Genomic DNA, 22,840 nt, shown 5'->3' on the forward strand with positions numbered 1-22,840 from the left:
AACCAGCAAGGGATTAATTCAACCATGACACAAACCCAAAAATTAGAAGAAATCGAAGTGATTGCCCGCTCTGTGGGTTGGGGGGCTGCTAATATCCTCAGTTCCTATTATCGAGGAGAAGGGGATTTAAAGGTTAACGAAGATAAAAAAGATGGGCCGGTAACTGCTGCTGATCTTGCTGCCAATCGTTACATTTTAGAAAAATTAAAGGCGGTTTTTCATGAAGATCAATTTGGTTATTTGAGTGAAGAAACCCATAAAGGAAGTGAACCCATTCCTCAAGACTGGGTTTGGATTATTGATCCCCTTGATGGAACCAGAGATTTTATCGATAAAACCGGTGAATATGCCTTACATATAGCCCTAGCATATCAAGGCCGTCCAGTGGTGGCCGTCGTTGCTATTCCTGAAGCGCAAAAAATTTATTATGCGAGTAAAGGACATGGTACTTTTGTTGAAACCAAAGACGGTAAAATTACCCCTATTAAAGTATCAGAACGCAATAAATTAGAAGATTTATATTTAGTGGTGAGTCGGACCCATAGAGACGATCGCTTTCAAGCTTTAATTGAAGCGTTACCCTTAAAAGATCGCATTTATATGGGCAGTGTTGGGGGGAAAATTTCCACGTTATTAGAAAAAACTTCCGATATTTATATCTCTCTTTCTGGTAAATCTGCGGCCAAAGATTGGGACTTTGCAGCACCTGAATTAATCTTAACCGAAGCAGGAGGAAAATTTACCCATGAAAACGGCGATCCCCTCATTTATAATCGGGGAGATGTGCGTCAATGGGGGTGTTTAATCGCCAGTAATGGTCATTGTCACGAAGAATTGTGTCAAAAAGCCACCGAACTTTTAGCTAAAATTGATAACCAATAATTAATAATTAAATTATCCGTAGGGTGGGCAATATCTAAAATAGTTTCTCTATGAGGTTTCTCGGCTTTTTAATTGCCCACCTTCCGTTTGCCACCCCCTCTAACTCCCCCTTTTGTGAGGGGGAGAACCCTTGCCACCCCCTCTAACTCCCCCTTTGGTTAGGGGGAGAACCCCTGCCTATTCCCTGTTTCCTTTGGTCTAAATAAATGACTATGTTGAGGATGATAAAGTTGAGAACGATAATTTTGTTGCGTATTTAAAGCTGGACTAATTAAATATAAAGTGGTTCTAATTAAGTTTTCTGCTTCTGTCACTTCTGCCATTTTTTCTAAAGGAACAATGTGTATTTTTTCATCCGGCCAACCAATACGAAAACAAATAGCAACAGGGGTATGAGAAGGATAATATTGTAGTAATTTTTCTTGAGACTTTTTCACATGACGGGCAGCTAAATATAAACATAAACTGGCCTGATGGGCTGCTAAACTTTCTAATTTTTCAGCATCAGGAACTTGAGAGGCACTACCACTAACACGGGTTAAAATAATGGTCTGAACTAAATCAGGAATGGTCAATTCTGCCCCTATTTTCGCTGCTGCTGCTTGAAATGCACTAATTCCTGGTATTAATTCAAAGTCAATATTTTCTTTTAAAAGAATCGAAATTTGTTCATGAATGGCACTATACAGCGTTAAATCTCCTGAATGAAGACGGACGACAGATTGATTATTTTTGACCCGATGGATCATTATTTTCATAATATCTTCTAGGGTTTTATTCCCTGTCGGAATTAAATCACAATCATCACGAACATCTTTTAAAACTTGTTTAGGAACCAAAGAATCAGCGTACAAAATAACATCAGCTTGGCTAATAATTTTGTACGCTTTTAACGTTAATAAGTCTGGATCACCGGGGCCAGCACCAATAAAATAGACACAAGGGTTTAAATTAGTCATGATTAGGAATAAAATTACGGGGATAAATAGCTGGAATTCTTGAAGTTCTTCTACTATTAAATAACTCACTTAAGGGAAATTCGGCCTCATTTCCTACGAGATACATCGGATTAGGTTGTCGACTAATATAATTACCATAACTAGCCGTTAAAAAAGAACGATATTTCTCATTCTTAGCCGTATGAACTTCAGCAAAAGCCACTAATAAAGCATTGCCATAGGTGTCAAGAATTTGCTGTTTAGGCAACTTCAAATCCGGTAAAGAATCTAATACCGCTTGCATTTGACCATCCAATTGAGAAAAGTTAACATGGGCCTGTCCTTCCACTAAGACAAAATATTTATCATCCGTATTAATCCAAACAAACGCTTTTAATTGTTCAATGGCCGCAGGGGTTGCCGGATCACTACTTCCAGCCCCTAACATAACAGGAATGGTCACATTAGAGAGGCCTTCAGCCCCAAAAACCGCGCTAGTGACAGGATTAATCACCAAAACAGAAGTGACTCGTTCATCTCGAAAATTATAGTCTTTTCGAGGTAATTCTAACGCCCGACATTGTAATAGTAAAGAAAGATTAGGTCCCCAAATATCTTGATTACAAGTCTCTTCTAAAGTAGCAAAATTTAGAGAAGCACCGGCAACCGCTAGGGCATTATATCCCCCAAAAGAATGACCCATCACCCCCACATTATTTAAGTCTAATCTTCCTCCAAATTCTCTGCTATTTCTTCTTTCTAATTCATCGATAACATAACTAACATCTTTTGGACGATCAATAAATTCATTAACTTTAAAAACCTCCCGAGAAAAGCCTTGTAACATTGCTTGTAACTGATTAAAATCGCTACCGGGATGTTGAGGTAACGCCACCACAAAACCATAAGAAGCCAACTGTTTAGCCCGTTGTTCAAAATCTTCTGGACGAGAAGCCAACCCATGAGACAAGATAACAACAGGGGTTTTGCCTTCTCGCCATCGTTGTGGTTGCACCAACAACAGATTAAACTCCCGTTGACGACTTTCATCGAATAATCGAAGTTGACGGGTGGGAGCAACCCCATAACTTCCTTGTTGGCGAATATCTCCTAGTGTAGAAAAATCAGGAACCGTCTCCAGTTGTGCTTGTTGAGAAGATAATACTTTCATTTCAGCAACAATAGCATTGGTTCCCTCTCCCAAACGTTCGAGGAGACTGGCGGCTTCAAACACTTCTAAGAGGTTAAACTGCATATTAACCGCTAAATGACGGAGAAAATTAAGCAAGGTTAATCCTTCTTTTTCGTCAAAAGCAGCTTGAACCATTGCCCCTCTCATGGCATATTTACCATTGCGTCCCCCTTGAATAGAAAATAACTTACCCACACGGGTTAACAGTTCTTCTCCCATAGGCGTATTGAAGAAACGGGAGACTTCTACTGGGTCGAGATCGGCTTTTTTCAATAATGCTTGTCGAAAGGCTTCTTTTTGCGCTTCATTGACCCCTGCTAAATTCATATAAAAGGCTAACTCATTATTTACCAATCCTTCCTTGGCAAACAGTTCTAATGAATCAATCCCCAAGGATAAATTAAGAGGAGGATAAATGAAAACAAGTCTTGTTAGTCTTGATTGTGCATAGACAGGCAAAACCACTAAACTCGCTGCAAGGGTTGCTAAGGTAAAATACTTTACCTTTTTATTAAAAACACACTTAAAAGAAGCAATAAAACCAAACATCTTTTTTGACAGAGGCCATCGCCTTAATCTATAGGTACTTTAATATAGCATTCTGTTTTCTCGTCTAGGGATTAAGATTTTTCAAAATTGACAGTGCAGTTTTTGAAGGAGTAGATTAAGATTTTTATAGAGTGGGGTTAGGGTTTCATCCTCTTGCACTTCCTCAATAACAGTGACTAAAAGTAACCTATCTTTAAATTATATTGATAACCTATTCCCGTCCCTATGAACTCGAAAACATTTACTTGGCATCCCTTAAAATCGTTACATCCCCATAGTGAGACTTGGCGTAGTCTGGGTTCTTGGGTCGGTTTATTGGCCATGGCACTTATTTTGTTAGGCTCTAACCTCGATAGTTCCCCCTTATTAGACTCAGAACGCATTATTGGCCAATTGGTTCAAGAAACAGCACAAAAGTCCTTTTTATCAGGAGACTGGCTGTTTCCTACCTTGGCAGGTCAACCCTATCATCAGCATCCCGTTTTAGGCTTATTTTTATTGACCCTAGCTGGTGTTAAAGACGAGATTACCCCAGGAAGTCTTCGTTTCATAGGAGCGATATTTGCTGCCGTCTCTGTGCCATTATTGTACGCCGTAGCACGAGACATTTTTGTCCTCTGGCGACCGGCTGTGTTGAGTGCTTTAGTTTACTTAATGCTCTTTCCCGTGGTCCGTTGGGGCCGTTTAGCGATGTTAGACGGAATTGTCCTGTTTTGGTCAATTCTGACCCTGTTATGTGTATTGCGATCGCGTCGTGATTTTCGTTGGTCTTTAGGGGTTGGTTTAAGTTTAAGTGGGTTATTCTTGACCCAAGGGTTAATTGGCTGTTTAATGACCGTTTTATTAATCATTTTTTTGGCTTGGGATACCCCTAGACTGTTAAGTTCTGTCTATTTTTGGGTAGGGGTTAGTCTTGGGGTATTACCGGCTTTAACCTGGTATTGGATGGAATGGTTAGTTTATGGACAACCTTTTTTAAATGAAATTTTTTTGCACTCATTACAGAGGGGTTGGCATAACTTTTTTGTCTCTTTGACTGATTATCCTTTGGCTATTATTAAATATTCTTGGCCCTGGCTAATTTTTGCGATTTATGGTGTCCGATTAGCTTGTCAATCTCTCAACTGGGGATGGGCTAAATTAATCCTGGTTTGGGGTGGTTTTTATGGAGGAATTATCTTTATTCTTCCTTTGGATACAATGAGTTATCTTTTGCCGTTTTATCCTGCTGTAGCTTTGGCTAGTGGCGTGATGTTAAGTGAAGTCAATAACTGGCCTGGCGATCGCCCTTATCCTCAATCCTGGCCAGTGATTCTCTTAAGCTTATCGGGAGTCATTAGTATCATTAACCTTGGTATTTTTTTTAATTTTCCGTTTGATTTTACCTTACTATCTGATCGCTTTCTCTTAATCTTAACTTTAATGGCGATCGCTTTGACTTGGGCTGTCACTTCAGCTTTAATTATTCGACGGAATCCTCAATTTATTACCGTTTTACTCTGGGGAATGTATGTCAGTTTACTGTTAGTCATTAGTTCCCCTTATTGGACAGGTAATAATGTTTATTTCTAATCAAGAGTCTAGTTATCTCAATTCTTCGACTGTTTCGACTCCGGCACTTTGAACACATTGAGCATTTGTTCCTCCAATTACACCACCAACTCTTCCTGTTCCAAGTGTGGTATCTTGCGATCGTAAACGATTAATTTGATAGTTACTAGCCTGAGAAATGGAACGACAAACAACAGTTTTATAAGTTCTCTCAATCGGATCATAACTCACTGCTGCAGAATAATCGCGGGTTCCATTTGTTGCATTATCTATCCCCTTGGCTCCTTGTAAACCGCCCTGGGTGAAATCATTATTAGAATCCACAAATACAAGGTAATATTTTTCGTTACCAACGGGAACCTCTAACTCTACAGCACTTCGAGCAAAGGTAGCTTTTTCATTAAAATAAGCCTGTTGAGCGCGATTCATTGCCCCTATCAAACTTCTGGCTTCTGATTCTCTACTGCGTCCAATAATTTGTAACATTTGGGGTAGGGCGATGGCACTCAAAACCCCCAAAATAATAATAACCACTAATAATTCAATTAAGGTAAAGCCTTTATTTTGTGAGCGCTGAGGCAAGAGACGTAGCGTATTTTTTAAGACTTGAGTCAATAGTCCTTGTGAGCAGGGTTGATCAGGGGGATATCGAGAGGATAAGTTTTGGGGATATAAGTTGGAGTGGGACATCAGAGGAAACAGTAGAGAATAGAGACCTTCTCCTACAAGATACCCAGATTCATCCTATTTGATATCATATGACTTTAAAGCGATCGTAGTTGCTCCTCCTATGAAAAAAATTCAGAATTGAAGATTTTTTTGTTTAATTTCTGCTCAATATTCGAGAAAACATAAAATTAACTCTCTCGTCTTAATTAGGATGTTGGTGAACCGAAGTTTCCCACAAATGTTAAGATATCTCACAGATTGCTCAAAGTCTCCTTTTATCTTTTTGTTTTATTTAGTCATATCATGTTAAAATCTCGCCTTTTTAGCCTTAGTTTACCTAGTATAATTGCCATTTCTTCTGTTCTAGGGATGGGTGCATTAAGCTCTGTTTCTGCCCAAATAGTCGCCCAGGAGGGTATGCCAGAAGCCACAGAAGTGCCTGACGATGATCCGTCTGATCCCAATAATCTCCGCCCTCTGACTCAAGGAGATAGTCTCTTGAGTTTACAGGGAGGAGAAAAATTAATGAATGAAGCCACCGAAGCCATTAACCAAGAAAATTATGACTTAGCGGTTAATAAATTGCAACAAGCTCGTAAAGTCTTTAACCAGTTATCCAACTTTCATCTACAACTGGCTAATAGCTTTTCTGGTATTAATACCGAGGTTTATGATGCTCAACGGGCCAGTGCGTTGAAAACAGGGGAAATGAGAGACACCGCTACCTATCAGTTAGCCTTAGTCCATCGGGCCCAAGATCAACCGGAATTGGCCGTTCCTCTGTTAGTGCAGATCATCCGTTCTCAAAATCCTACCACCGATTTAGGTAAAAAATCTTATCAACAATTGTATGAATTAGGCTTTGTGGATGTTCCCTTTGCTGATGAGGCACAAGCCGCTACCTCGAATTAAACATCGATTAAGGGTTAAAGGCGATCGCATCAACTGACGTGAACCAACCTCAAACGCGATCGCCCCATTTTAAACCCCCAGAACTTAGAGAATAAAATCTGTTGAGAGAAAGTTAGACTGATGCTCTCTAACAATTTCGGTGATCAGTCGCTTATTAAGAGGAAGTTCTTTAGCGGCGACTAGGGTGCGAATAGAAAAGGCTCGCAGCGCATCATGCACCGATAAGGTTCCTTCTGCTGAGTCTTTTCTGCCGGTAAAGGGAAAGGTATCGGGTCCCCGTTGACATTGACTATTGAGGTTAACGCGACAAACTTGATTGACTAATGGATCAACCAATTGAGAAATGGCTTCTGTATTTTGTCCAAAAATGCTCACTTGTTGACCATAATCAGAATTAACCAAATAGTTGATAGGGGTTTCGATATCGTCAAAGGGAACAATGGGAACCACCGGACCAAATTGCTCAACGGAATAGATTTTCATTTTCTCATTAACAGGGTAGAGAATAGCGGGATAAAAGAAGGTTTCATTAATAGTGCCACCCCCTTCGTTAATGACTTCTGCACCGTGATTTTTTGCGTCTTCTACTAATTCTTGAAGGTAGTCGGGTTTACCCGGTTCTGCAATGGGGGTTAAGAAAACATCGTCCTCCCAAGGCATTCCAAATTTAAGCTGACTAACGGCTGCGGTAAACTTGTCTAAAAATGTATCAATGACGGACCGATGCACAAAAATAATTTTAATGGCAGTACAACGTTGTCCATTATAAGAAAGGGTTCCTAAAATACATTCTTTGACCGTTAAATCTAAGTCAGCGTGGGGTAAAACAATCCCTGGATTTTTGGCTTCTAATCCTAAAATAGAACGCAAGCGATGGGATTTTGGATGTTGTTTTTTGAGATTATTGGCTGCGTGGCTGCTACCAATAAAGGCTAAAGCATCGATTTTTCCGGATTCCATTAAGGGTGGCGTAATGGTTCTTCCTTTACCATAAACGGTATTAACCACCCCTGGGGGAAAAGAGTCTTTAAATGCTTCTAATAAAGGATAATTTAATAACACACCAGGCCGTGGGGCTTTAACAATAACAGTATTGCCCATAATTAAGGCAGGAATTAAGGTGGTAAAGGTTTCATTTAAGGGATAATTAGCCGGTCCCATACTTAGCACTACCCCTAAAGGAGCGCGACGAATTTGGCCAATAACCCCTTGTGAAATTTCAAAACGAGAGGAAACGCGATCGAGATTTTTTAAAGCATCAATGGTGTCTTGAATATAGTTAACCGTACGGTCAAATTCTTTACAAGAATCGGTGTAAGATTTGCCAATTTCCCACATTAATAACTTCACAACCAGGCTGCGCTTTTCTTTCATGCGATAGGCAAATTCTTGGACACATTCAATCCGTTGACCCACTGACATGGTTGGCCATTTTCCTCGACCGTTATTATAGGCTGTAACGGCGGCTTCTAGGGCAGATAAGGCGGCTTCTTGGTTGAGGGATGGAAATTTTCCAATGGTTTTACGGGTTAATTCTTGTTCTGTTTTTAGGTAAATGGGAGAAAGACTTTCTTCTGTGTCTCCTTCCCAAGTTTCCAATTTTCCATTCACTAAATATTCTGTTTGGTTAATGACATGATTGAGTTGAAATTCACTGGGAATAGAATCAAGGGAAGGGAAAATGTTTTGAATTTTGCTGGTAATATTCATGGTTAATGCGATCCAAAAAAGTGGGTAAACAATGCTACAAACGATAGAGTTGATCAATTCTGATCTAAAGATTAGAGATCAAGTTTCTCATAGACTTCTTTCAGCACTTTAGCCGAATGAATCAATTTATTTTTCTCGGTTTCATTGAGAGATAAATTGACAGTTTTTAGGACACCTCGTTCATTAATAACGGTGGGAATACTTAAACAAATATCATTGATACCATAGAGTCCTTTAATTAAGGTACTAACGGTTAAAATTCGCTCTTGAGAACGAATAATCGCTTTAACAATATCCGTCACAGCTAAACCAATGGCATAAGACGTATAGCCTTTTAATCTAATAATTTCATAGGCGGCATTTTTAACTTGACTAAACAGAGAATCTAATTCATCTTTGTCATTTTGAGATAAACTTTCCCAGGTATCAGGAATGATTTTGGCTCCCCCAATATTAGCCATACTCCACACAGGAAATTCACTATCTCCATGTTCTCCCATAATATAAGCATGAACACTTCGAGAATCAATATTAAGTTTTTTCCCAATTAAAGAACGAAATCTAGCTGTGTCTAAAACCGTTCCTGAACCCATCACCCGTGAACTGGGAAATCCTGTGATTTTTAAAGTAACATAGGTCATTATATCCACAGGATTACTAACAATTAATAAAATAGAATTAGGGCAATATTTAATTACATCGTCTAAAATATGACGAAAAATCTTCACATTCTTATCCACTAAGTCTAAGCGAGTTTCCCCTGGTTTTTGGGATGCCCCGGCGGTAATAATCACAACATCAGCATCTTTTCCCTCATCCGCTACTGTACCTCCTTTTAATTCTGTGGGAGGAAGAAAAGGCATTCCATGTAATAAGTCCATGATTTCCCCTTCAACCTTTTCTGTGGCAATATCTTGTAGAATTAACTCATCAAAACAATCTTGAATTAAAAGAGAATAAGCACAGGCCATTCCTACTTGTCCCACGCCAATAATAACCCCTTTTCGAGGACGAATGGGTGTGGGTTTTTCAGCTTCGGGGTTAGGCTTAAAAATTTCTTCAAACACGAAAAAAGTACCTCAATTTAGATTAGTTTAACAATCAGAATTTTTATGGACAAAAAATTGACTACCAACCCTGATTAAATGTTATTAACACTGAGTTGTACTGCTTTTTGAACGTACTCTTTAAGTTTAATAGAAACCGATTGGACATTCCAAATGTTATTACAATAGTCTTGGATGGAGCGATCGCTGGAAAATTTTCCCATCCTGGCTACATTTAAAATCGACATTTTACTCCACTTTTCTGGATCTTTATAAGCTTGAGAAATCTTATTTTGACAGTCAATATAAGATTTGTAATCCGCCAATAAAAGGTAGGGATCATCATAAAGTAAATTATCGACAATGGGCTTAAATAATTCGGGATCTCCGTGGGAAAAGAAACCAGAAGTAATTAAGTCGAAAACCCCTTTTAATTCAGGAATCGATTGATAGTAACGGCGAGGAACATATTCTTGGGCTTTTAAGTTCAAAACCTCTGGGGTAGTTAACCCAAATAAGAAGAAATTTTCGTCTCCCACTTCTTGGCGAATTTCTATATTTGCCCCGTCTAATGTCCCGATAGTTAAGGCCCCATTCATGGAAAATTTCATATTTCCGGTTCCTGACGCTTCTTTTCCTGCCATAGAAATTTGTTCGGATAAATCAGCCGCCGGATAGACTTTTTGTCCTAAACTAACATTGTAGTCGGGTAAGAAAATAACCTTTAAGCGATCGCCGATATCTCTATCATTATTAACCACATCTCCTACCGCCGTAATAAATTTAATGATATGTTTGGCCATCAAATAACCAGGGGCTGCTTTACCGCCAAAAATGAAAGTACGGGGAGGTACATCTAAATTCGGATTACTCTTCATTTGCTTATACAGAGTAATAATGTGTAAGACATTGAGATGTTGCCGTTTATATTCATGAATGCGTTTTACTTGGATATCAAATAGGGATTGGGGGTTAACCGTAATGCCTACTTTTTTTTGAATATAGTTCGCTAAATCTTGTTTAACCGCTTGTTTAGCTTCTCTCCATTGTTGACGGAATGTTTTATCTTCTGCATAAGTTTCTAATTGCTTTAATTGTTGTAAATTCTTAATCCATCCATCGCCAATTTTTGAGGTAATTAATTCACTTAAACGGGGGTTACTTTGAACCATCCACCGACGAGGGGTGACTCCATTGGTAACATTGGTAAATTTTCTTGGCCAAAGAAGATAAAAGTCGTGCAAAATTGTATCTTTAACTAATTGAGAATGTAACTCCGCTACCCCATTAATATGATGGGAACCAATACAAGCTAAATGGGCCATTCTCACGTATCTTTCCCCACTTTCATCAATAATAGAAAGACGAGACATCTTACTATCATCATTAGGAAATTTAATGCGTACTTGTTCTAAGAAACGTCGGTTAATTTCATAGATAATTTCTAACACACGGGGTAATAAATGACCAAAGATTTCTATGGGCCATTTTTCTAAGGCTTCAGGTAATAAAGTATGATTGGTATAAGCAAAGGTTTTCTCAACAATATTCCAAGCTTTACCCCATTCGTATTCGTGAATATCCACTAATAAACGCATTAATTCAGCCACACCTACTGCCGGGTGAGTATCATTTAATTGCACTGCCCATTGTTCATGAAAATTGTCTAAATTTGGATTATTTAATAAATGAATACGAATCATATCTTGAAGGGAACAAGACACAAAAAAGTATTGTTGTTTTAATCTTAATTCTTTTCCTTGAAGGGGTTCATCGTTAGGATAAAGGACTTTTGTTAGGTTTTCTGATCTAACTTTATCATTGACTGCCCCGTAATAATCTCCTGAATTAAAACGTTGAAAATCAAAGGATTCACAAGCTTCTGAACGCCATAATCTTAGGGTATTGACAGTATTAACTCTATAACCAGTAATAGGGGTATCATAAGGAATTCCTTTGACCACATATTCAGGAACCCAACGCACATGAAAGTTATCATATCCATCGACATATTGTTCAGTATAGCCGCCAAAATTAACGGTAACAGAAGCTTCCGGGCGGCAAATTTCCCAAGGGTTACCATATTGTAACCATTTATCGGTTATTTCTACTTGCCAACCGTCTTGAATTTCTTGATCAAAAATACCAAATTCATAGCGTATTCCATAACCAATAGCAGGAACTTCTAAAGTAGATAAAGAGTCCAGATAACAAGCCGCTAAACGCCCTAAACCGCCATTACCTAGTCCGGGTTCTTCTTCAGTTTCAATTAATTCTTTGATATTTAATCCTGATTCTGTGACAGCTTGTGTGACTTTTTCGGCAATGCCTAAATTAATTAAATTATTTTCTAAATGAGGTCCGACTAAAAATTCGGCCGATAAGTAACCCACTTTTTTAACATCTTTTTTTATCTGGGTTTGTAGGGTGTTTAACCATCGTTGCAACAGACGATCTCGGATGGTATAAGCTAAGGCTAAATAAAAGTCATTTTTGGTGGCAATTTCAGGAAATTTACCTTGAATATAGAAGAGATTATCTAATAATGCTCGTCTTAAAGTTTGTATGTCTAATCCTGTGCGATCGTCTTCAATTTTGATGGGATTTTTCCTGACCATATTTCCCTCCATTTCTGTTTATTTTTAGAGAGTAATAATTTTCTCGTTTTTAAATTATAAAATCTTTTATAAGAGACGCTTTAAAACTTTGAATATTTTTAATATTTTTCTTTTCTTGCTTAAAAAAATCTTAATAGTCAATTAATTTTTAGCTAAAAAAGCTTTTGATCTAAACCATGAAGCTTAATCTCATTTTCAATAATAATTAATTTAAACTTAATAAACTGTGGCGATGGAAAGGGATATGATCATTAAAGGCAAAATGTAACATTAGCTACAAAAAAAATTGAGATAACTTAAAATCCCTCATCCTAGTTTAAACGTACTGTAAAAACCCTGATGACACTAGAGTATGCTAAAAGTGGCTCTATTGATTGTGATTAATGGTTGCAGATAAGTTAAACTAAATGAAGTTTGAAAGGACTTTTATTGTTTATTTTAGTTATAAAAACCAAAAATTAGCTGATTTATGGTAAATAATCTCACCGTTGCTATTATCCTTAGCTTAAGTACCATTCTCTGGGTGGAAATCGTTCGGGACTGTTATCATGTCCTTTCTCATTATTGGCAACCCTTATACCGTCTTCATGGTTGGCATCATAAGGTATTTCGTCCCGACTTAACCCCTGTCAGCGAAGAAATTTATCGTAAGGCCCATTGGTATAATGACGTACCAGAAGCCTTGGTTATGCTCACCTTAAGCCTGATTCCTGGGGTTATCTGTTATTACTATAACGTTCCTTTTGGTTGGTTAGCTTGGTCGGGGTCAATTTATACCTTAACCTTTTTAGGGGGTGCGATCGCTCGTGGTGCCGGGGTTCCCTACGTCGACGAGTTAACCGATATTACTCACCGCCCTGGTAATTTTACCACACTTCCTAACCCTTGGTTTGTCAATCGTCCTTATCATTGGCGACATCATTTCGATAACCAAAAGGCTTATTATTGTGGCACATTAATGTTAGTTGATAAGATTATGGGAACCGCTTTATCATTAAAAGGAAAGACAGTTGCAGTGACTGGTGCATCGGGAACATTAGGATTAGCTTTGTTAAAAGAATTACACTTAAATGGGGCAAAGGTTGTTGCTTTCACCTCGAAAAATCAAGAAATTATTTTAGAAAACTCACCTATTAAAACGTTAACTTGGCAAGTTGGAAAAGAAGCAGAGTTGATAGATGAATTAGCAAAAATAGACATTTTAATTATTAATCATGGCATTAATGTTCATGAGAGAAGAGACGAAAACGCTATTTTGGCCTCCTATGAAGTGAATACCTTTTCAGGGTGGCGGTTAATGGAAAATTTCTTTAAAACGGTGAAAACCAATAAGGATAAAGTCTGTAAAGAAGTTTGGATCAATACTTCAGAAGCAGAAGTTAACCCCGCTATTAGTCCCCTTTATGAACTCAGTAAAAGAACTTGGGGCGACTTAATTACCTTGCGTCGTTTAGATGCTCCTTGTGTGGTCAGAAAACTAATTTTAGGGCCGTTTAAAAGTAATTTGAATCCCATTGGTGTCATGTCAGCAGATTGGGTGGCCAGACAAATTATCAAAGGGGCAAAATCAGACATCCGTAATATTATTGTTACCATTAATCCTATTACTTTCATTGCCTTTCCTATTAAAGAATTTTGTCAGAGTCTATACTTTAAAATGTTTACAAAATCATCATAAAACATGAAAAAAGTAGCCGTATTTGGTAACGCTGGTGGGGGTAAATCGACCTTGAGTCGAAAGTTATCTGAAATGACAAATTTACCCCTTTATGTCTTAGATAAAATTCAATATAAACCTGGAGGGGTTCCCATTTCTTATGAAGATTATAAACAAATTCATGAGGAAATTATCAGCAAAGATGAATGGGTAATTGATGGGTTTGGTTCTTTTGAAACCGTATGGTTACGATTGGAAAAAGCAGATACATTGGTTTATGTTGATTTACCTTTAACTGTTCATTTTTGGTGGATAACAAAACGGTTGCTTACAGGTTTTTTTGTTCCCCCGAAAGGTTGGCCAGAAAATAGTCCTTTGTGGAAAAGTTCTATGAATAGTTATAACAATCTTTGGTTATGTCATCAACGGTTAACCCCTAGATATCGTGACTATGTTTTAGAAGTAGGAAAGAGTAAAAAAGTGTATCATCTAAAATCTACAAAAGACATCAAAGATTTTTACAAATTAATCCCTTAATTAAGGAACTTTTGACTTTTGCCTAGCGGTAATAATTTTTATGAAGTATTTAGAGAATTCCACTATATTTTTAAATCACTTTGAGCAATGTTTTGTTTAAAATATTTCACTTGTTCTGAATGACTAATATTTTTGATTTCTATTGCATCTGGTAAAATTAAGATAGTAAACAACATTATTAGGTGAACAACCTATGAGTGACCCCTCCACCGTTACCTATACTACCGCAGAAATCCTTAAACGTATTGAGGATAAGATAGACAGCAACCATAAAGAGATTAGACAAGAGATTAAAGAAATCAATCAGAAAATAGATAGCAACTACAAAGAGGTTAATGATAAAATAGATAGTAACCATAAAGAGATTAAAGAAGAAATTAAAGAATTCCAGAAAGATGTTGATAAACGTCTCAACAATTTAGAAGTTGGACAAGGAACTTTAACCGAGAAAGTTGAGAGTATCGATAAACGACTACAAAATGTAGAAGGAACCCAAAAAAATCAAATTTGGGCATTAATTGTTATCGTTGCTGGTGCTATAATTACCAGTGGAGCAAAGTTATTTTTTACAGCTAATCCTTAATGAAGTCAGAACTCAAAAGTTCCTAAATATAACAGGTAATACACAGTCAACCGACACCACTTGTGTCTTACAATGAAAACTGCGGTAAGTGCTATTTTTTAAATTGTTATGAGAGAAAAAGTTATTGCTTGGTTAAAAGAGAATGTTTCTGAACATCGCTTGCAACACATTTTAGGGGTTGAAAAAATGTGTGAAGACTTAGCAATTCACCATAAAATTGACCCCAAAAAAGCTGCACAAGCAGGATTAATGCACGACTTAGCCAAGTTTTTTCCGCCTCCTAAACTATTAGAAATGGCAAAAAAAGAATACAATGAAATTGATCCAGTTTGTCTAGCAAATCCTCATCTTTTACACGCTGATGTGAGTGCAATAGTAGCTAGAGACACTTTTAATATCACCGATGAAGACATTTTAAATGCGATTCGTCACCATACTTTAGGGAATCCTGAAATGAGTGATCTTAGTTGTCTTGTCTTTATTGCTGATGCGTTAGAACCCAATAGAGGGAATACACCAGAATTAGAAAAAATGCGTAAAATAAGTTATAAAAATCTTCATAAAAGTGTTCAAAAAACTTGTGAATATTCCTTACAATATCTAATAAAAAATAGTAAAACCATTCATCCTAGAGCTATTTTAACCCGTAATTGGGCATTACATCAAGTTAAAGCAAGGAGTTAAAATATTTTCGTTTTTCCCTTGCCTATCGTGACTGACTAATGTAGGATAGGTTAACATTATTTTTATTCTAATTCACTCAACAAAAATGGCAAAAAAAAGCTTTTGTATTCTCGAACAAGGAAAGATAGTTAACGAACCTTGTACCATAGAAAAACGAAAGATGTTTACAACAGAGTTCAGTGATTTCTATCGTCTTAATTGGAATACACCAGACGATCCTAACGCATTCATTCACGAAAAGGGAGTTACTTGGAGTGAAGGAAGAAGCTTATTATATGAGAAAGTTCCTAAAGATTACGACTATTATATTTTTATCGATGATGACGTTCTTTTTCAAGCAGATGAAGGGGTTGATATTCCTAAAAAAATCAAAGAACTATTAGAAGAATATAACCCCATTGCAGGAACCTTTTACGATCATAAATCATGGTGTTTTATTCCTTTAAATGCGACAGATGAAGAATTAAACCGTCGTAAATCTTTTCCCATCGCAGGATACGACGCAGAATCTCAAATTGTTTCAAAAAGCTTTGCTGACATTATGTTTCCTGCTATTTATCACGGGGCCCATCGAACAGACTGGTATCTTCAATGGGTGTGTCATCAAACCTTTCCCTTAAAACAAATGGCTTTTTATGATATTAGATTACTTAATCTTCGTAGTGGTGGCCATAGTAAATTTACAAAACCTCAACATTGTGAACCAACAGAAGCAACCTTTTTATTCAATCGTCATGTTAAGGATAAATCATCCATTCTAAAAACGAAAAATGATGTTATTCAAAATAACATTGATATTTTTAAAGAAACCGTTGACAAAACTCCGATAAACTTTACTATAGAAGACCTCAAAAAAGTTTATAATATCAATAACATTGATTTTAAAATCAGAAAACCTTTAGCCAGTCGTTCCTATTTATATAGAAGACCTTGGAATCGTTTCTGGTGGAAAGTGACACGAAAATTAACTGGTGAATATAGATATTAAAAACTATTGATGACTAATGATTTATTTAATTATGGGAGTATCGGGTTCAGGAAAGTCAACAATTGGTAAAGCATTAAGTCAAGAATTAGGCTATGCTTTCTATGATGCTGATGACTTTCACCCTCCAGAAAATATTGCTAAAATGAGTCAAGGTATTCCTTTAAATGATAGCGATCGCTTACCTTGGTTACTCGCTATAAAATCCCTAATTAATGAACATAACAATGCTGTTATAACTTGTTCTGCGTTAAAACAATCATACCGAGACTTATTAGAAGAAAATACCACAAATATTATCTGGATCTATTTAAAAGGAAGTTACGAAACTTTTTTAAAAAGATTACAACAACGTTCAGAACATTTCATGAAAGAAAATATGTTAATCTCTCAATTTGAAACATTAGAAGAACCCGAAAATGCTATTATTATTGATGTTAATTTATCCGTTGCAGAAATTGTACAAGAAATTATTAATCAAACTTACGCTAAAATAGACAATAATCAGAAATCATAAACGCTATTCTAATGATTACCACTTCAAACCCATCTCAACCAACAGAACAAAACCATGAGATAATTTTTCCTCAAGGAGAATTTTGGAGTGATGAACCCCCTTTGGAAACTTATTTACACCTAACTCAAATTATCTTATTACTGAAATCTTTGGAATGGTTATGGCAAGATAGAGAAGATTATTTTGCAGCAGGAAACTTAACCATTTATTATAGTCCTAAACAGAAAAAATCAGAATTTTTTAGAGGACCCGACTTTTTTGTAGTTTTAGGAACCCCTAGAAACCCGAACCGAAAAAGTTGGGTTGTCTGGGAAGAAGAGGGTAAATATCCTAATGTAATTATAGAAGTTTTATCCGATAGTACCGCAGAAACAGACAGGGTCGAAAAGAAACAAATTTATCAAGATATCTTTAGAACACCAGATTATTTTTGGTTTGATCCGTATACATTAGAGTTTCAAGGGTTTACTTTAATTAGTGGAAACTATCAACCCATTGAATTCAATGATCAAGGATGGTTATGGAGTGAACAGTTACAATTATATTTAGGGATATATGAAGATAAATTACGATACTTTACAGCAGAAGGGGAGTTAGTACCCAGTCCCGAAGAAGCAGCGAGTCAAGCTGAAAATAGACTGATTCAAGAAAGACAACAAAAAGAATATGAACAACGACAAAAAGAATTAGCTTTGCAAAAAATTGAACAATTACAGGAGAAATTAAGAGAATTAGGGGTTAACCCAGAAGAATAGAAAAAGGGGTTAATACCAACATTCTCGTAGGGGCCAACTCTTACACTAATTTAATAAAAAAAATATAATAAAAACCTTAAGATTTCCTCTTTACATTTCATTTTAATTCTTAACCGTTTATCACCTCGATAATATCAATCGTGCGTTATACTAAATTTAATTTGGAGTAAACTGATACAAGATTTTAGTTAAACTATATTCATAAGTAATTAGACCGTTTCAAGCTAGTTTCTATCAGTAATTTACACGCTTTAGATTGAAAATAATTAACTCATTAACCCAGTAAATTGAGGAAAACTTGATGATTAGTCATGTTAAAACCAGTCAAGATATTAATCTGCAAAAATTAGAAGAATTACAAATCCATTTATGGGGAAAAATTCAACCTCACGGAGTCTTATTTGTTCTTGATGAGTCTAGTCTCAAAATTGTGCAAACGAGTAACAACACAAAGCAATTTTTTGGCATTACCCCAGAAGAAATTATTAACTTAACGTTAGATGATATTTTTGATAGTTTCCAAATTGAACAGTTAAAAACAGGATTAGAAAGTAATAACTTAGATTTTATTAATCCTACCAAACTTTGGGCAAGGGTTGATGGAGATAACTATGTGATTTTTGATGGGGTTTTTCATCGCAATATTGAAGGATTCTTGATTTTAGAATTAGAACCAGCCATTTCTCAAGAAAATATTCCTTTTTTAAGTTTTTATCACTTAGCTAAAGCTTCTATTAACCAGTTACAAAGCAATGCCAATTTAACAGACTTTTGTCAAATTATTGTGAAAGAAGTCCGTAAGATGACTGGATTCGATCGAGTCATGTTATACCAGTTTGATGAAGATGATCACGGGGAGGTCATCGCTGAGGATAAACTAGAACAATTAGAACCCTATTTAGGTCTGCATTATCCCGCTTCTGATATTCCTTTACCAGCAAGAAGACTATTTAGTTCTAACTATATCCGTTTAATTCCCGATGCAAAAGCAACTGGAGTCGATTTATTTCCTAAGTTGCATCCTCTTAATGATACAGCCTTAAATTTAACCCACTCTATCCTCAGAAGTGCCTCCCCTTGTCATCTTGAATATCTTCATAATATGGGAGTAGGTGCATCTTTAACTATTTCTTTAATTGACGACGGAAAATTATGGGGACTGATCGCTTGTCATCATTTAACCCCGAAATATGTTCCTTATGAATTAAGAAAAGCTTGCGAATTTTTAGGTCAAGTGGTTTTTGCTGAAATTTCGGCTAAAGAGGAAACCAAAGACTATGATTACCGCATGAAATTAACGGGTATTCAAGGGGGTTTAATTGAATCAATGACCCAAGCAGATAACTTTATTGAAGGGTTATTTAAAAGTAATCAAAATCTGCTAGACTTAACCAGTTCCCAAGGGGTTGCTGTTTGTGTGGGAGATGACTATTCTTTAATCGGAAAAACTCCGAAGGAAGATGACGTTAAATATTTACTACAATGGTTAAAGAAAGAAATTAATGAAGAAGTGTTTTCTACCCCTTCTTTACCTAATTTATATGCAGATGCACGAAACTTTAAAGACGTGGCCAGTGGGTTGTTAGCGGTTAAAATTTCCCAACGTAACTATATCCTATGGTTCCGTCCTGAAGTGATCCAAACGGTTAATTGGGGCGGAGATCCGTCAAAAGCTTACGAAATGGAGAATATTGAGGGAAATTTGAAGCTATGTCCCCGAAAATCCTTTGAATTGTGGAAAGAAACTGTTCGTTTAACTTCTTTATCCTGGAAACCCGTAGAAATTAAAGCAGCATTAGGGTTAAAAGAAGCGATTGTTAACATTATTCTACGACAAGCCGACGAATTAGCCCAATTAGCCCATGATTTGGAACTTTCTAACGCAGAATTAAAGAAATTTGCTTACGTAGCATCCCATGACTTACAAGAACCCTTGAACCAAGTTTCTAACTATGTGCAACTGTTGGAAATGCGTTACGATGAGGCACTAGATGAAGATGCCAAAGAATTCATCAATTTTGCCGTAGAAGGGGTCAGCTTGATGCAAACCCTGATAGATGATGTGTTAGCCTATTCTAAGGTGGATATGCGGGATATCGAGTTTCAACTCACCGAATCCGAAACCGCACTAGAAAAAGCGATCGCTAATCTTCGGGGACGCATTGCAGATAGTAATGCTATCATTACCCATGATCCTCTACCCACCGTCATGGCCGATGGCACCCAATTAATACAATTGTTCCTAAATTTGATTTCCAATGCGATCAAATTCCGTGGTGAAGATACCCCAGAAATTCATATCAAAGCGCAACGGTTAGAAGATGAATGGTTATTCTCGGTCCAAGATAACGGGATGGGGATCGATCCCAGGTTTAGCGATCGCATCTTTATTATCTTCCAACGGTTACACACCCGTGACGAATATCCAGGTACCGGTATGGGTTTGGCCATTTGTAAGAAAATAATGGAGTGTCATCGCGGTAAAATTTGGGTAGAGTCAGAAGTAGGTCAAGGTGCAACATTCTATTTCACCATACCAGTAGGAGGTCAACAACGTGATCGCAAGAGAGGGTCAACAAGATAAAATTATCCTCTTAGTAGAAGATTCTAAGGCAGATATTCGTCTGGTTCAAGAAGTGCTAAAAACCAGTACCGTTCCCCATCAATTAATGATCGTTAGGAATGGAATGGATGCAATGGCCTACTTGCGAAAGGAAGGGGAGTTTAATGAGTCTCCCCGACCTAATTTAATTATTCTTGATTTGAATTTACCTCGCAAGGATGGGAGGGAAGTCTTAGCAGAAATTAAAAGCGATCCTAATCTTAAACGAATTCCGGTTATTGTGTTAACAACATCGAGTAATGATGAGGATATTAAAGAAAGTTATGATCTTTATGTTAACTGTTATATTACTAAATCTCGTAATTTAAAAGACTTGTTTAAATTAGTCAAAGGAATTGAATCATTTTGGTTAGATACCGTTACTTTACCCGATAGTTAGTAAGAAAGAATCAGGTTAAAATTGGCCAGAGACTTAGTACATCAAGCAGTCAAAAAAGCTTTACTCATATCTTTTTTAGCTGTTCCTAGTTTTACTTATGATACTTTTTTATCCTTAGAATTTACTCAGTTAATGATCAAAGAAAATCAATTAAAAATTATTATTTTTGATCCTGATCAGGAGGTTATTATATCATGGATAAATTAACTAAATATCGTCAATTGGTGAAAAATATTTTCTTAGAATATACTCATTATAAATCAGATTCTAATAATTTAGAAATTCAGACAATTTTTGATGAAGAAAGAGAACATTATCAAGTCGTTACTTTTGGATGGGAAGGACAAAAATATGTACATTATTGTCTCATCCATATTGATTTAAAAGCAGATAAAATTTGGATTCAATGGAATATGACAGAACAAGATATTGCTGAAGATTTAGTTAAATTAGGAGTTTCTGCAAAAGATATTGTTATTGGTTTTCATCCTCCTACTTTGCGTAAACTAACTGATTATGCGATCGGGTAAAAATTATGTTTTAAACCCTTGCTTTTCTTGACTTGACATGATATTATAAGGAAGATGGAAAAGGTGTGCGCTTGTAACTTCACTTTGAAAGGATGTCATGTATTGTTTTGATACAATCAGATTTCGGCATCATTTTTTAACGGAATTAATCAATAATGAATAGAAGATTTACAACTATTATCTATTAAGTGCCTAAATTACCTAGAACGAATTTATGAACCCTATGAACATAATATTATATTATTTATCTTCGTAGTTATTAATTAGCAAAATTTGCAGCCGTTTGTAAACTTTGCTAAAATGGAAGTTTACTTACAATTTGTAAAACCCCCGTGACTATGAGTTTGAGTTGGATGCGTCGCGCCGATCGCTTAAAAGCTTTACCTCCCTACGTTTTCGCTAGATTAGATGAACTCAAAGCCAAGGCGAGACAACAGGGATTAGATTTGATAGACTTAGGCATGGGGAACCCTGACGGAATGGCACCGCAACCCGTCATAGAAGGAGCGATCGCCGCCTTACAAAAGCCTCAAACCCACGGTTATCCGCCCTTTGAAGGAACCGCCAGTTTTCGTCAAGCCATTACCGCATGGTATCATCGCTGTTATCGAGTGGATTTAGATCCCAGTAGCGAAGCTTTACCTTTAATTGGTTCAAAAGAAGGGTTAGGCCATTTAGCCTTAGCTTACATCAATCCGGGGGATGTGGTTTTAGTTCCCAGTCCCTCTTATCCGGCACATTTTAGGGGTCCTTTAATTGCCGGGGCTAATCTTTATCCCCTTATTTTATCAGAAGAAAAAGACTGGTTAATTGATCTCAATTCTATCCCCGAAAATGTTGCGAAAGCCGCCAAAATTTTATACTTTAATTATCCCAATAATCCCACCACCGCCACTGCACCAAGAGCCTTTTTTGAAGAAATAATTAAATGGGCAAACCATTACGAAATCATGTTAGTTCATGATCTATGTTATGCCGAATTAGCCTTTGATGGCTATCAACCCACTAGCTTATTAGAAATTCCTGGAGGTAAAAATATCGGTGTAGAATTTCATACCCTGTCTAAAACCTATAATATGGCCGGTTGGCGTGTAGGTTTTGTAGTAGGAAATGCAGAAATCATTCAAGGGTTAAGAACCTTAAAAACCAATCTAGATTATGGTATTTTTTCGGCTGTCCAAGCAGCAGCAGAAACCGCTTTAAACTTACCCGATACTTATATTACAAAAGTTCAACAAAGGTATCAAACAAGACGAGATTTTCTCATCAAAGGGTTAGGAGAATTAGGTTGGAAGATTAAACCCTCTCAAGCAACTATGTATCTTTGGGTTAAATGTCCAACTAATACCAATTCCACCGATTTTGCCCTTGATGTGTTGCAAAAAACAGGGATTGTTTTTACCCCAGGAAATGCCTTTGGAGAAGGGGGAGAAGGGTATGTAAGAATTAGTTTAATTGCGGATTGCGATCGCTTAGGAGAAGCCTTAAACCGTCTTAAACAAGCAGGAATTTGCTATCAATAA

General features: G+C 36.8%; 21 protein-coding genes. 15 read left to right on the forward strand and 6 right to left on the reverse strand.

Features of this window, described 5'->3' with window-relative positions; genetic code table 11:
- Positions 1–24 precede the first annotated feature (24 nt).
- Positions 25–882 (forward strand): 3'(2'),5'-bisphosphate nucleotidase CysQ, encoded by an 858-nt coding sequence (locus C4E06_RS06820; RefSeq protein WP_107667380.1) that lies wholly within the window; start codon positions 25–27, stop codon positions 880–882.
- A gap of 158 nt (positions 883–1,040) precedes the next feature.
- On the opposite strand, the gene cobM is transcribed toward C4E06_RS06820, so the two are convergent.
- Together cobM and C4E06_RS06830 are read right to left on the reverse strand one after the other, a co-directional pair.
- On the reverse strand, positions 1,041–1,841 hold the full coding sequence (gene cobM / locus C4E06_RS06825; protein ID WP_107667381.1) for a precorrin-4 C(11)-methyltransferase: 801 nt from the start codon (positions 1,839–1,841) through the stop codon (positions 1,041–1,043).
- Entirely contained in the window at positions 1,834–3,561 is a 1,728-nt protein-coding gene (locus C4E06_RS06830) for an alpha/beta hydrolase (protein ID WP_107667382.1), read from the reverse strand. The genes cobM and C4E06_RS06830 overlap by 8 nt, the downstream gene beginning before the upstream one ends.
- A gap of 225 nt (positions 3,562–3,786) precedes the next feature.
- Between C4E06_RS06830 and C4E06_RS06835 the strand changes: the two genes are divergently transcribed.
- Positions 3,787–5,133 (forward strand): glycosyltransferase family 39 protein, encoded by a 1,347-nt coding sequence (locus C4E06_RS06835; RefSeq protein WP_107667383.1) that lies wholly within the window; start codon positions 3,787–3,789, stop codon positions 5,131–5,133.
- Positions 5,134–5,145: 12 nt separating this feature from the next.
- Here the strand turns inward: C4E06_RS06835 and C4E06_RS06840 are convergent, their stop codons facing one another.
- A complete protein-coding gene (locus C4E06_RS06840) occupies positions 5,146–5,802 on the reverse strand; it encodes a type IV pilin-like G/H family protein (protein WP_107667384.1) in 657 nt (218 codons plus the stop codon).
- 282 nt (positions 5,803–6,084) lie between these two features.
- On the opposite strand from C4E06_RS06840, the gene C4E06_RS06845 reads away from it, so the two are divergent.
- A complete protein-coding gene (locus C4E06_RS06845) occupies positions 6,085–6,693 on the forward strand; it encodes a hypothetical protein (RefSeq protein ID WP_107667410.1) in 609 nt (202 codons plus the stop codon).
- 84 nt (positions 6,694–6,777) lie between these two features.
- Here the strand turns inward: C4E06_RS06845 and C4E06_RS06850 are convergent, their stop codons facing one another.
- From C4E06_RS06850 to C4E06_RS06860, 3 genes are all read right to left on the reverse strand, one after another.
- Positions 6,778–8,403: an NADP-dependent glyceraldehyde-3-phosphate dehydrogenase gene (locus C4E06_RS06850; protein WP_107667385.1), complete on the reverse strand. Its 1,626-nt coding sequence runs from the start codon at positions 8,401–8,403 to the stop codon at positions 6,778–6,780.
- A 71-nt stretch (positions 8,404–8,474) separates the two neighbouring features.
- Positions 8,475–9,470 (reverse strand): L-lactate dehydrogenase, encoded by a 996-nt coding sequence (locus tag C4E06_RS06855; RefSeq protein ID WP_107667386.1) that lies wholly within the window; start codon positions 9,468–9,470, stop codon positions 8,475–8,477.
- 74 nt (positions 9,471–9,544) lie between these two features.
- Positions 9,545–12,067, reverse strand: a complete 2,523-nt coding sequence (locus C4E06_RS06860; RefSeq protein ID WP_107667411.1) for a glycogen/starch/alpha-glucan phosphorylase — start codon at positions 12,065–12,067, stop codon at positions 9,545–9,547.
- A 469-nt stretch (positions 12,068–12,536) separates the two neighbouring features.
- Here C4E06_RS06860 and C4E06_RS06865 point away from each other — a divergent pair, with 469 nt between their 5' ends.
- From C4E06_RS06865 to C4E06_RS06920, 12 genes are all read left to right on the forward strand, one after another.
- Positions 12,537–13,745, forward strand: a complete 1,209-nt coding sequence (locus tag C4E06_RS06865; RefSeq protein ID WP_107667387.1) for a bifunctional sterol desaturase/short chain dehydrogenase — start codon at positions 12,537–12,539, stop codon at positions 13,743–13,745.
- A 3-nt stretch (positions 13,746–13,748) separates the two neighbouring features.
- Complete coding sequence (locus C4E06_RS06870) at positions 13,749–14,261, forward strand: adenylate kinase (protein WP_107667388.1); 513 nt, start codon at positions 13,749–13,751, stop codon at positions 14,259–14,261.
- A 193-nt stretch (positions 14,262–14,454) separates the two neighbouring features.
- On the forward strand, positions 14,455–14,844 hold the full coding sequence (locus tag C4E06_RS06875; RefSeq protein WP_107667389.1) for a DUF1351 domain-containing protein: 390 nt from the start codon (positions 14,455–14,457) through the stop codon (positions 14,842–14,844).
- 108 nt (positions 14,845–14,952) lie between these two features.
- Positions 14,953–15,528, forward strand: a complete 576-nt coding sequence (gene yqeK, locus C4E06_RS06880; RefSeq protein ID WP_107667390.1) for a bis(5'-nucleosyl)-tetraphosphatase (symmetrical) YqeK — start codon at positions 14,953–14,955, stop codon at positions 15,526–15,528.
- 85 nt (positions 15,529–15,613) lie between these two features.
- A complete protein-coding gene (locus tag C4E06_RS06885) occupies positions 15,614–16,516 on the forward strand; it encodes a hypothetical protein (RefSeq protein WP_107667391.1) in 903 nt (300 codons plus the stop codon).
- 16 nt (positions 16,517–16,532) lie between these two features.
- Complete coding sequence (locus C4E06_RS06890; RefSeq protein WP_107667392.1) at positions 16,533–17,030, forward strand: gluconokinase; 498 nt, start codon at positions 16,533–16,535, stop codon at positions 17,028–17,030.
- A gap of 11 nt (positions 17,031–17,041) precedes the next feature.
- The gene (locus tag C4E06_RS06895; RefSeq protein WP_107667393.1) at positions 17,042–17,785 is read left to right on the forward strand and encodes a Uma2 family endonuclease; all 744 of its coding nucleotides are present in this window, start codon (positions 17,042–17,044) and stop codon (positions 17,783–17,785) included.
- Between the two features lie 301 nt (positions 17,786–18,086).
- The gene (locus tag C4E06_RS06900; RefSeq protein ID WP_107667394.1) at positions 18,087–20,369 is read left to right on the forward strand and encodes an ATP-binding protein; all 2,283 of its coding nucleotides are present in this window, start codon (positions 18,087–18,089) and stop codon (positions 20,367–20,369) included.
- Positions 20,341–20,787, forward strand: coding sequence for a response regulator (locus C4E06_RS06905; protein WP_107667395.1), 447 nt, complete (start codon positions 20,341–20,343; stop codon positions 20,785–20,787). The genes C4E06_RS06900 and C4E06_RS06905 overlap by 29 nt, the downstream gene beginning before the upstream one ends.
- 21 nt (positions 20,788–20,808) lie before the next feature.
- Positions 20,809–20,994: an element excision factor XisH family protein gene (locus C4E06_RS06910; protein WP_198648381.1), complete on the forward strand. Its 186-nt coding sequence runs from the start codon at positions 20,809–20,811 to the stop codon at positions 20,992–20,994.
- Positions 20,982–21,317, forward strand: coding sequence for a XisI protein (locus C4E06_RS06915; RefSeq protein WP_107667397.1), 336 nt, complete (start codon positions 20,982–20,984; stop codon positions 21,315–21,317). The genes C4E06_RS06910 and C4E06_RS06915 overlap by 13 nt, the downstream gene beginning before the upstream one ends.
- 338 nt (positions 21,318–21,655) lie before the next feature.
- Positions 21,656–22,840, forward strand: a complete 1,185-nt coding sequence (locus tag C4E06_RS06920) for an aspartate aminotransferase (protein ID WP_107667398.1) — start codon at positions 21,656–21,658, stop codon at positions 22,838–22,840.

It is taken from the genome of Cyanothece sp. BG0011, assembly GCF_003013815.1.
In the GTDB taxonomy this organism is placed as follows: domain Bacteria; phylum Cyanobacteriota; class Cyanobacteriia; order Cyanobacteriales; family Microcystaceae; genus Crocosphaera.

What these genes read in the sequence shown, in the direction of transcription:
- C4E06_RS06820 (WP_107667380.1), top strand. Translation starts at nt 25, where the DNA reads ATGACACAAACCCAAAAATTAGAAGAAATCGAAGTGATTGCCCGCTCT.
- cobM (WP_107667381.1), bottom strand. Translation starts at nt 1,841, where the DNA reads ATGACTAATTTAAACCCTTGTGTCTATTTTATTGGTGCTGGCCCCGGT.
- C4E06_RS06860 (WP_107667411.1), bottom strand. Translation starts at nt 12,067, where the DNA reads ATGGTCAGGAAAAATCCCATCAAAATTGAAGACGATCGCACAGGATTA.
- C4E06_RS06870 (WP_107667388.1), top strand. Translation starts at nt 13,749, where the DNA reads ATGAAAAAAGTAGCCGTATTTGGTAACGCTGGTGGGGGTAAATCGACC.
- C4E06_RS06835 (WP_107667383.1), top strand. Translation starts at nt 3,787, where the DNA reads ATGAACTCGAAAACATTTACTTGGCATCCCTTAAAATCGTTACATCCC.
- C4E06_RS06915 (WP_107667397.1), top strand. Translation starts at nt 20,982, where the DNA reads ATGGATAAATTAACTAAATATCGTCAATTGGTGAAAAATATTTTCTTA.
- C4E06_RS06830 (WP_107667382.1), bottom strand. Translation starts at nt 3,561, where the DNA reads ATGTTTGGTTTTATTGCTTCTTTTAAGTGTGTTTTTAATAAAAAGGTA.
- C4E06_RS06895 (WP_107667393.1), top strand. Translation starts at nt 17,042, where the DNA reads ATGATTACCACTTCAAACCCATCTCAACCAACAGAACAAAACCATGAG.
- C4E06_RS06840 (WP_107667384.1), bottom strand. Translation starts at nt 5,802, where the DNA reads ATGTCCCACTCCAACTTATATCCCCAAAACTTATCCTCTCGATATCCC.
- C4E06_RS06845 (WP_107667410.1), top strand. Translation starts at nt 6,085, where the DNA reads ATGTTAAAATCTCGCCTTTTTAGCCTTAGTTTACCTAGTATAATTGCC.
- C4E06_RS06850 (WP_107667385.1), bottom strand. Translation starts at nt 8,403, where the DNA reads ATGAATATTACCAGCAAAATTCAAAACATTTTCCCTTCCCTTGATTCT.
- C4E06_RS06890 (WP_107667392.1), top strand. Translation starts at nt 16,533, where the DNA reads ATGATTTATTTAATTATGGGAGTATCGGGTTCAGGAAAGTCAACAATT.
- C4E06_RS06885 (WP_107667391.1), top strand. Translation starts at nt 15,614, where the DNA reads ATGGCAAAAAAAAGCTTTTGTATTCTCGAACAAGGAAAGATAGTTAAC.
- C4E06_RS06865 (WP_107667387.1), top strand. Translation starts at nt 12,537, where the DNA reads ATGGTAAATAATCTCACCGTTGCTATTATCCTTAGCTTAAGTACCATT.
- C4E06_RS06900 (WP_107667394.1), top strand. Translation starts at nt 18,087, where the DNA reads ATGATTAGTCATGTTAAAACCAGTCAAGATATTAATCTGCAAAAATTA.
- C4E06_RS06920 (WP_107667398.1), top strand. Translation starts at nt 21,656, where the DNA reads ATGAGTTTGAGTTGGATGCGTCGCGCCGATCGCTTAAAAGCTTTACCT.
- yqeK (WP_107667390.1), top strand. Translation starts at nt 14,953, where the DNA reads ATGAGAGAAAAAGTTATTGCTTGGTTAAAAGAGAATGTTTCTGAACAT.
- C4E06_RS06875 (WP_107667389.1), top strand. Translation starts at nt 14,455, where the DNA reads ATGAGTGACCCCTCCACCGTTACCTATACTACCGCAGAAATCCTTAAA.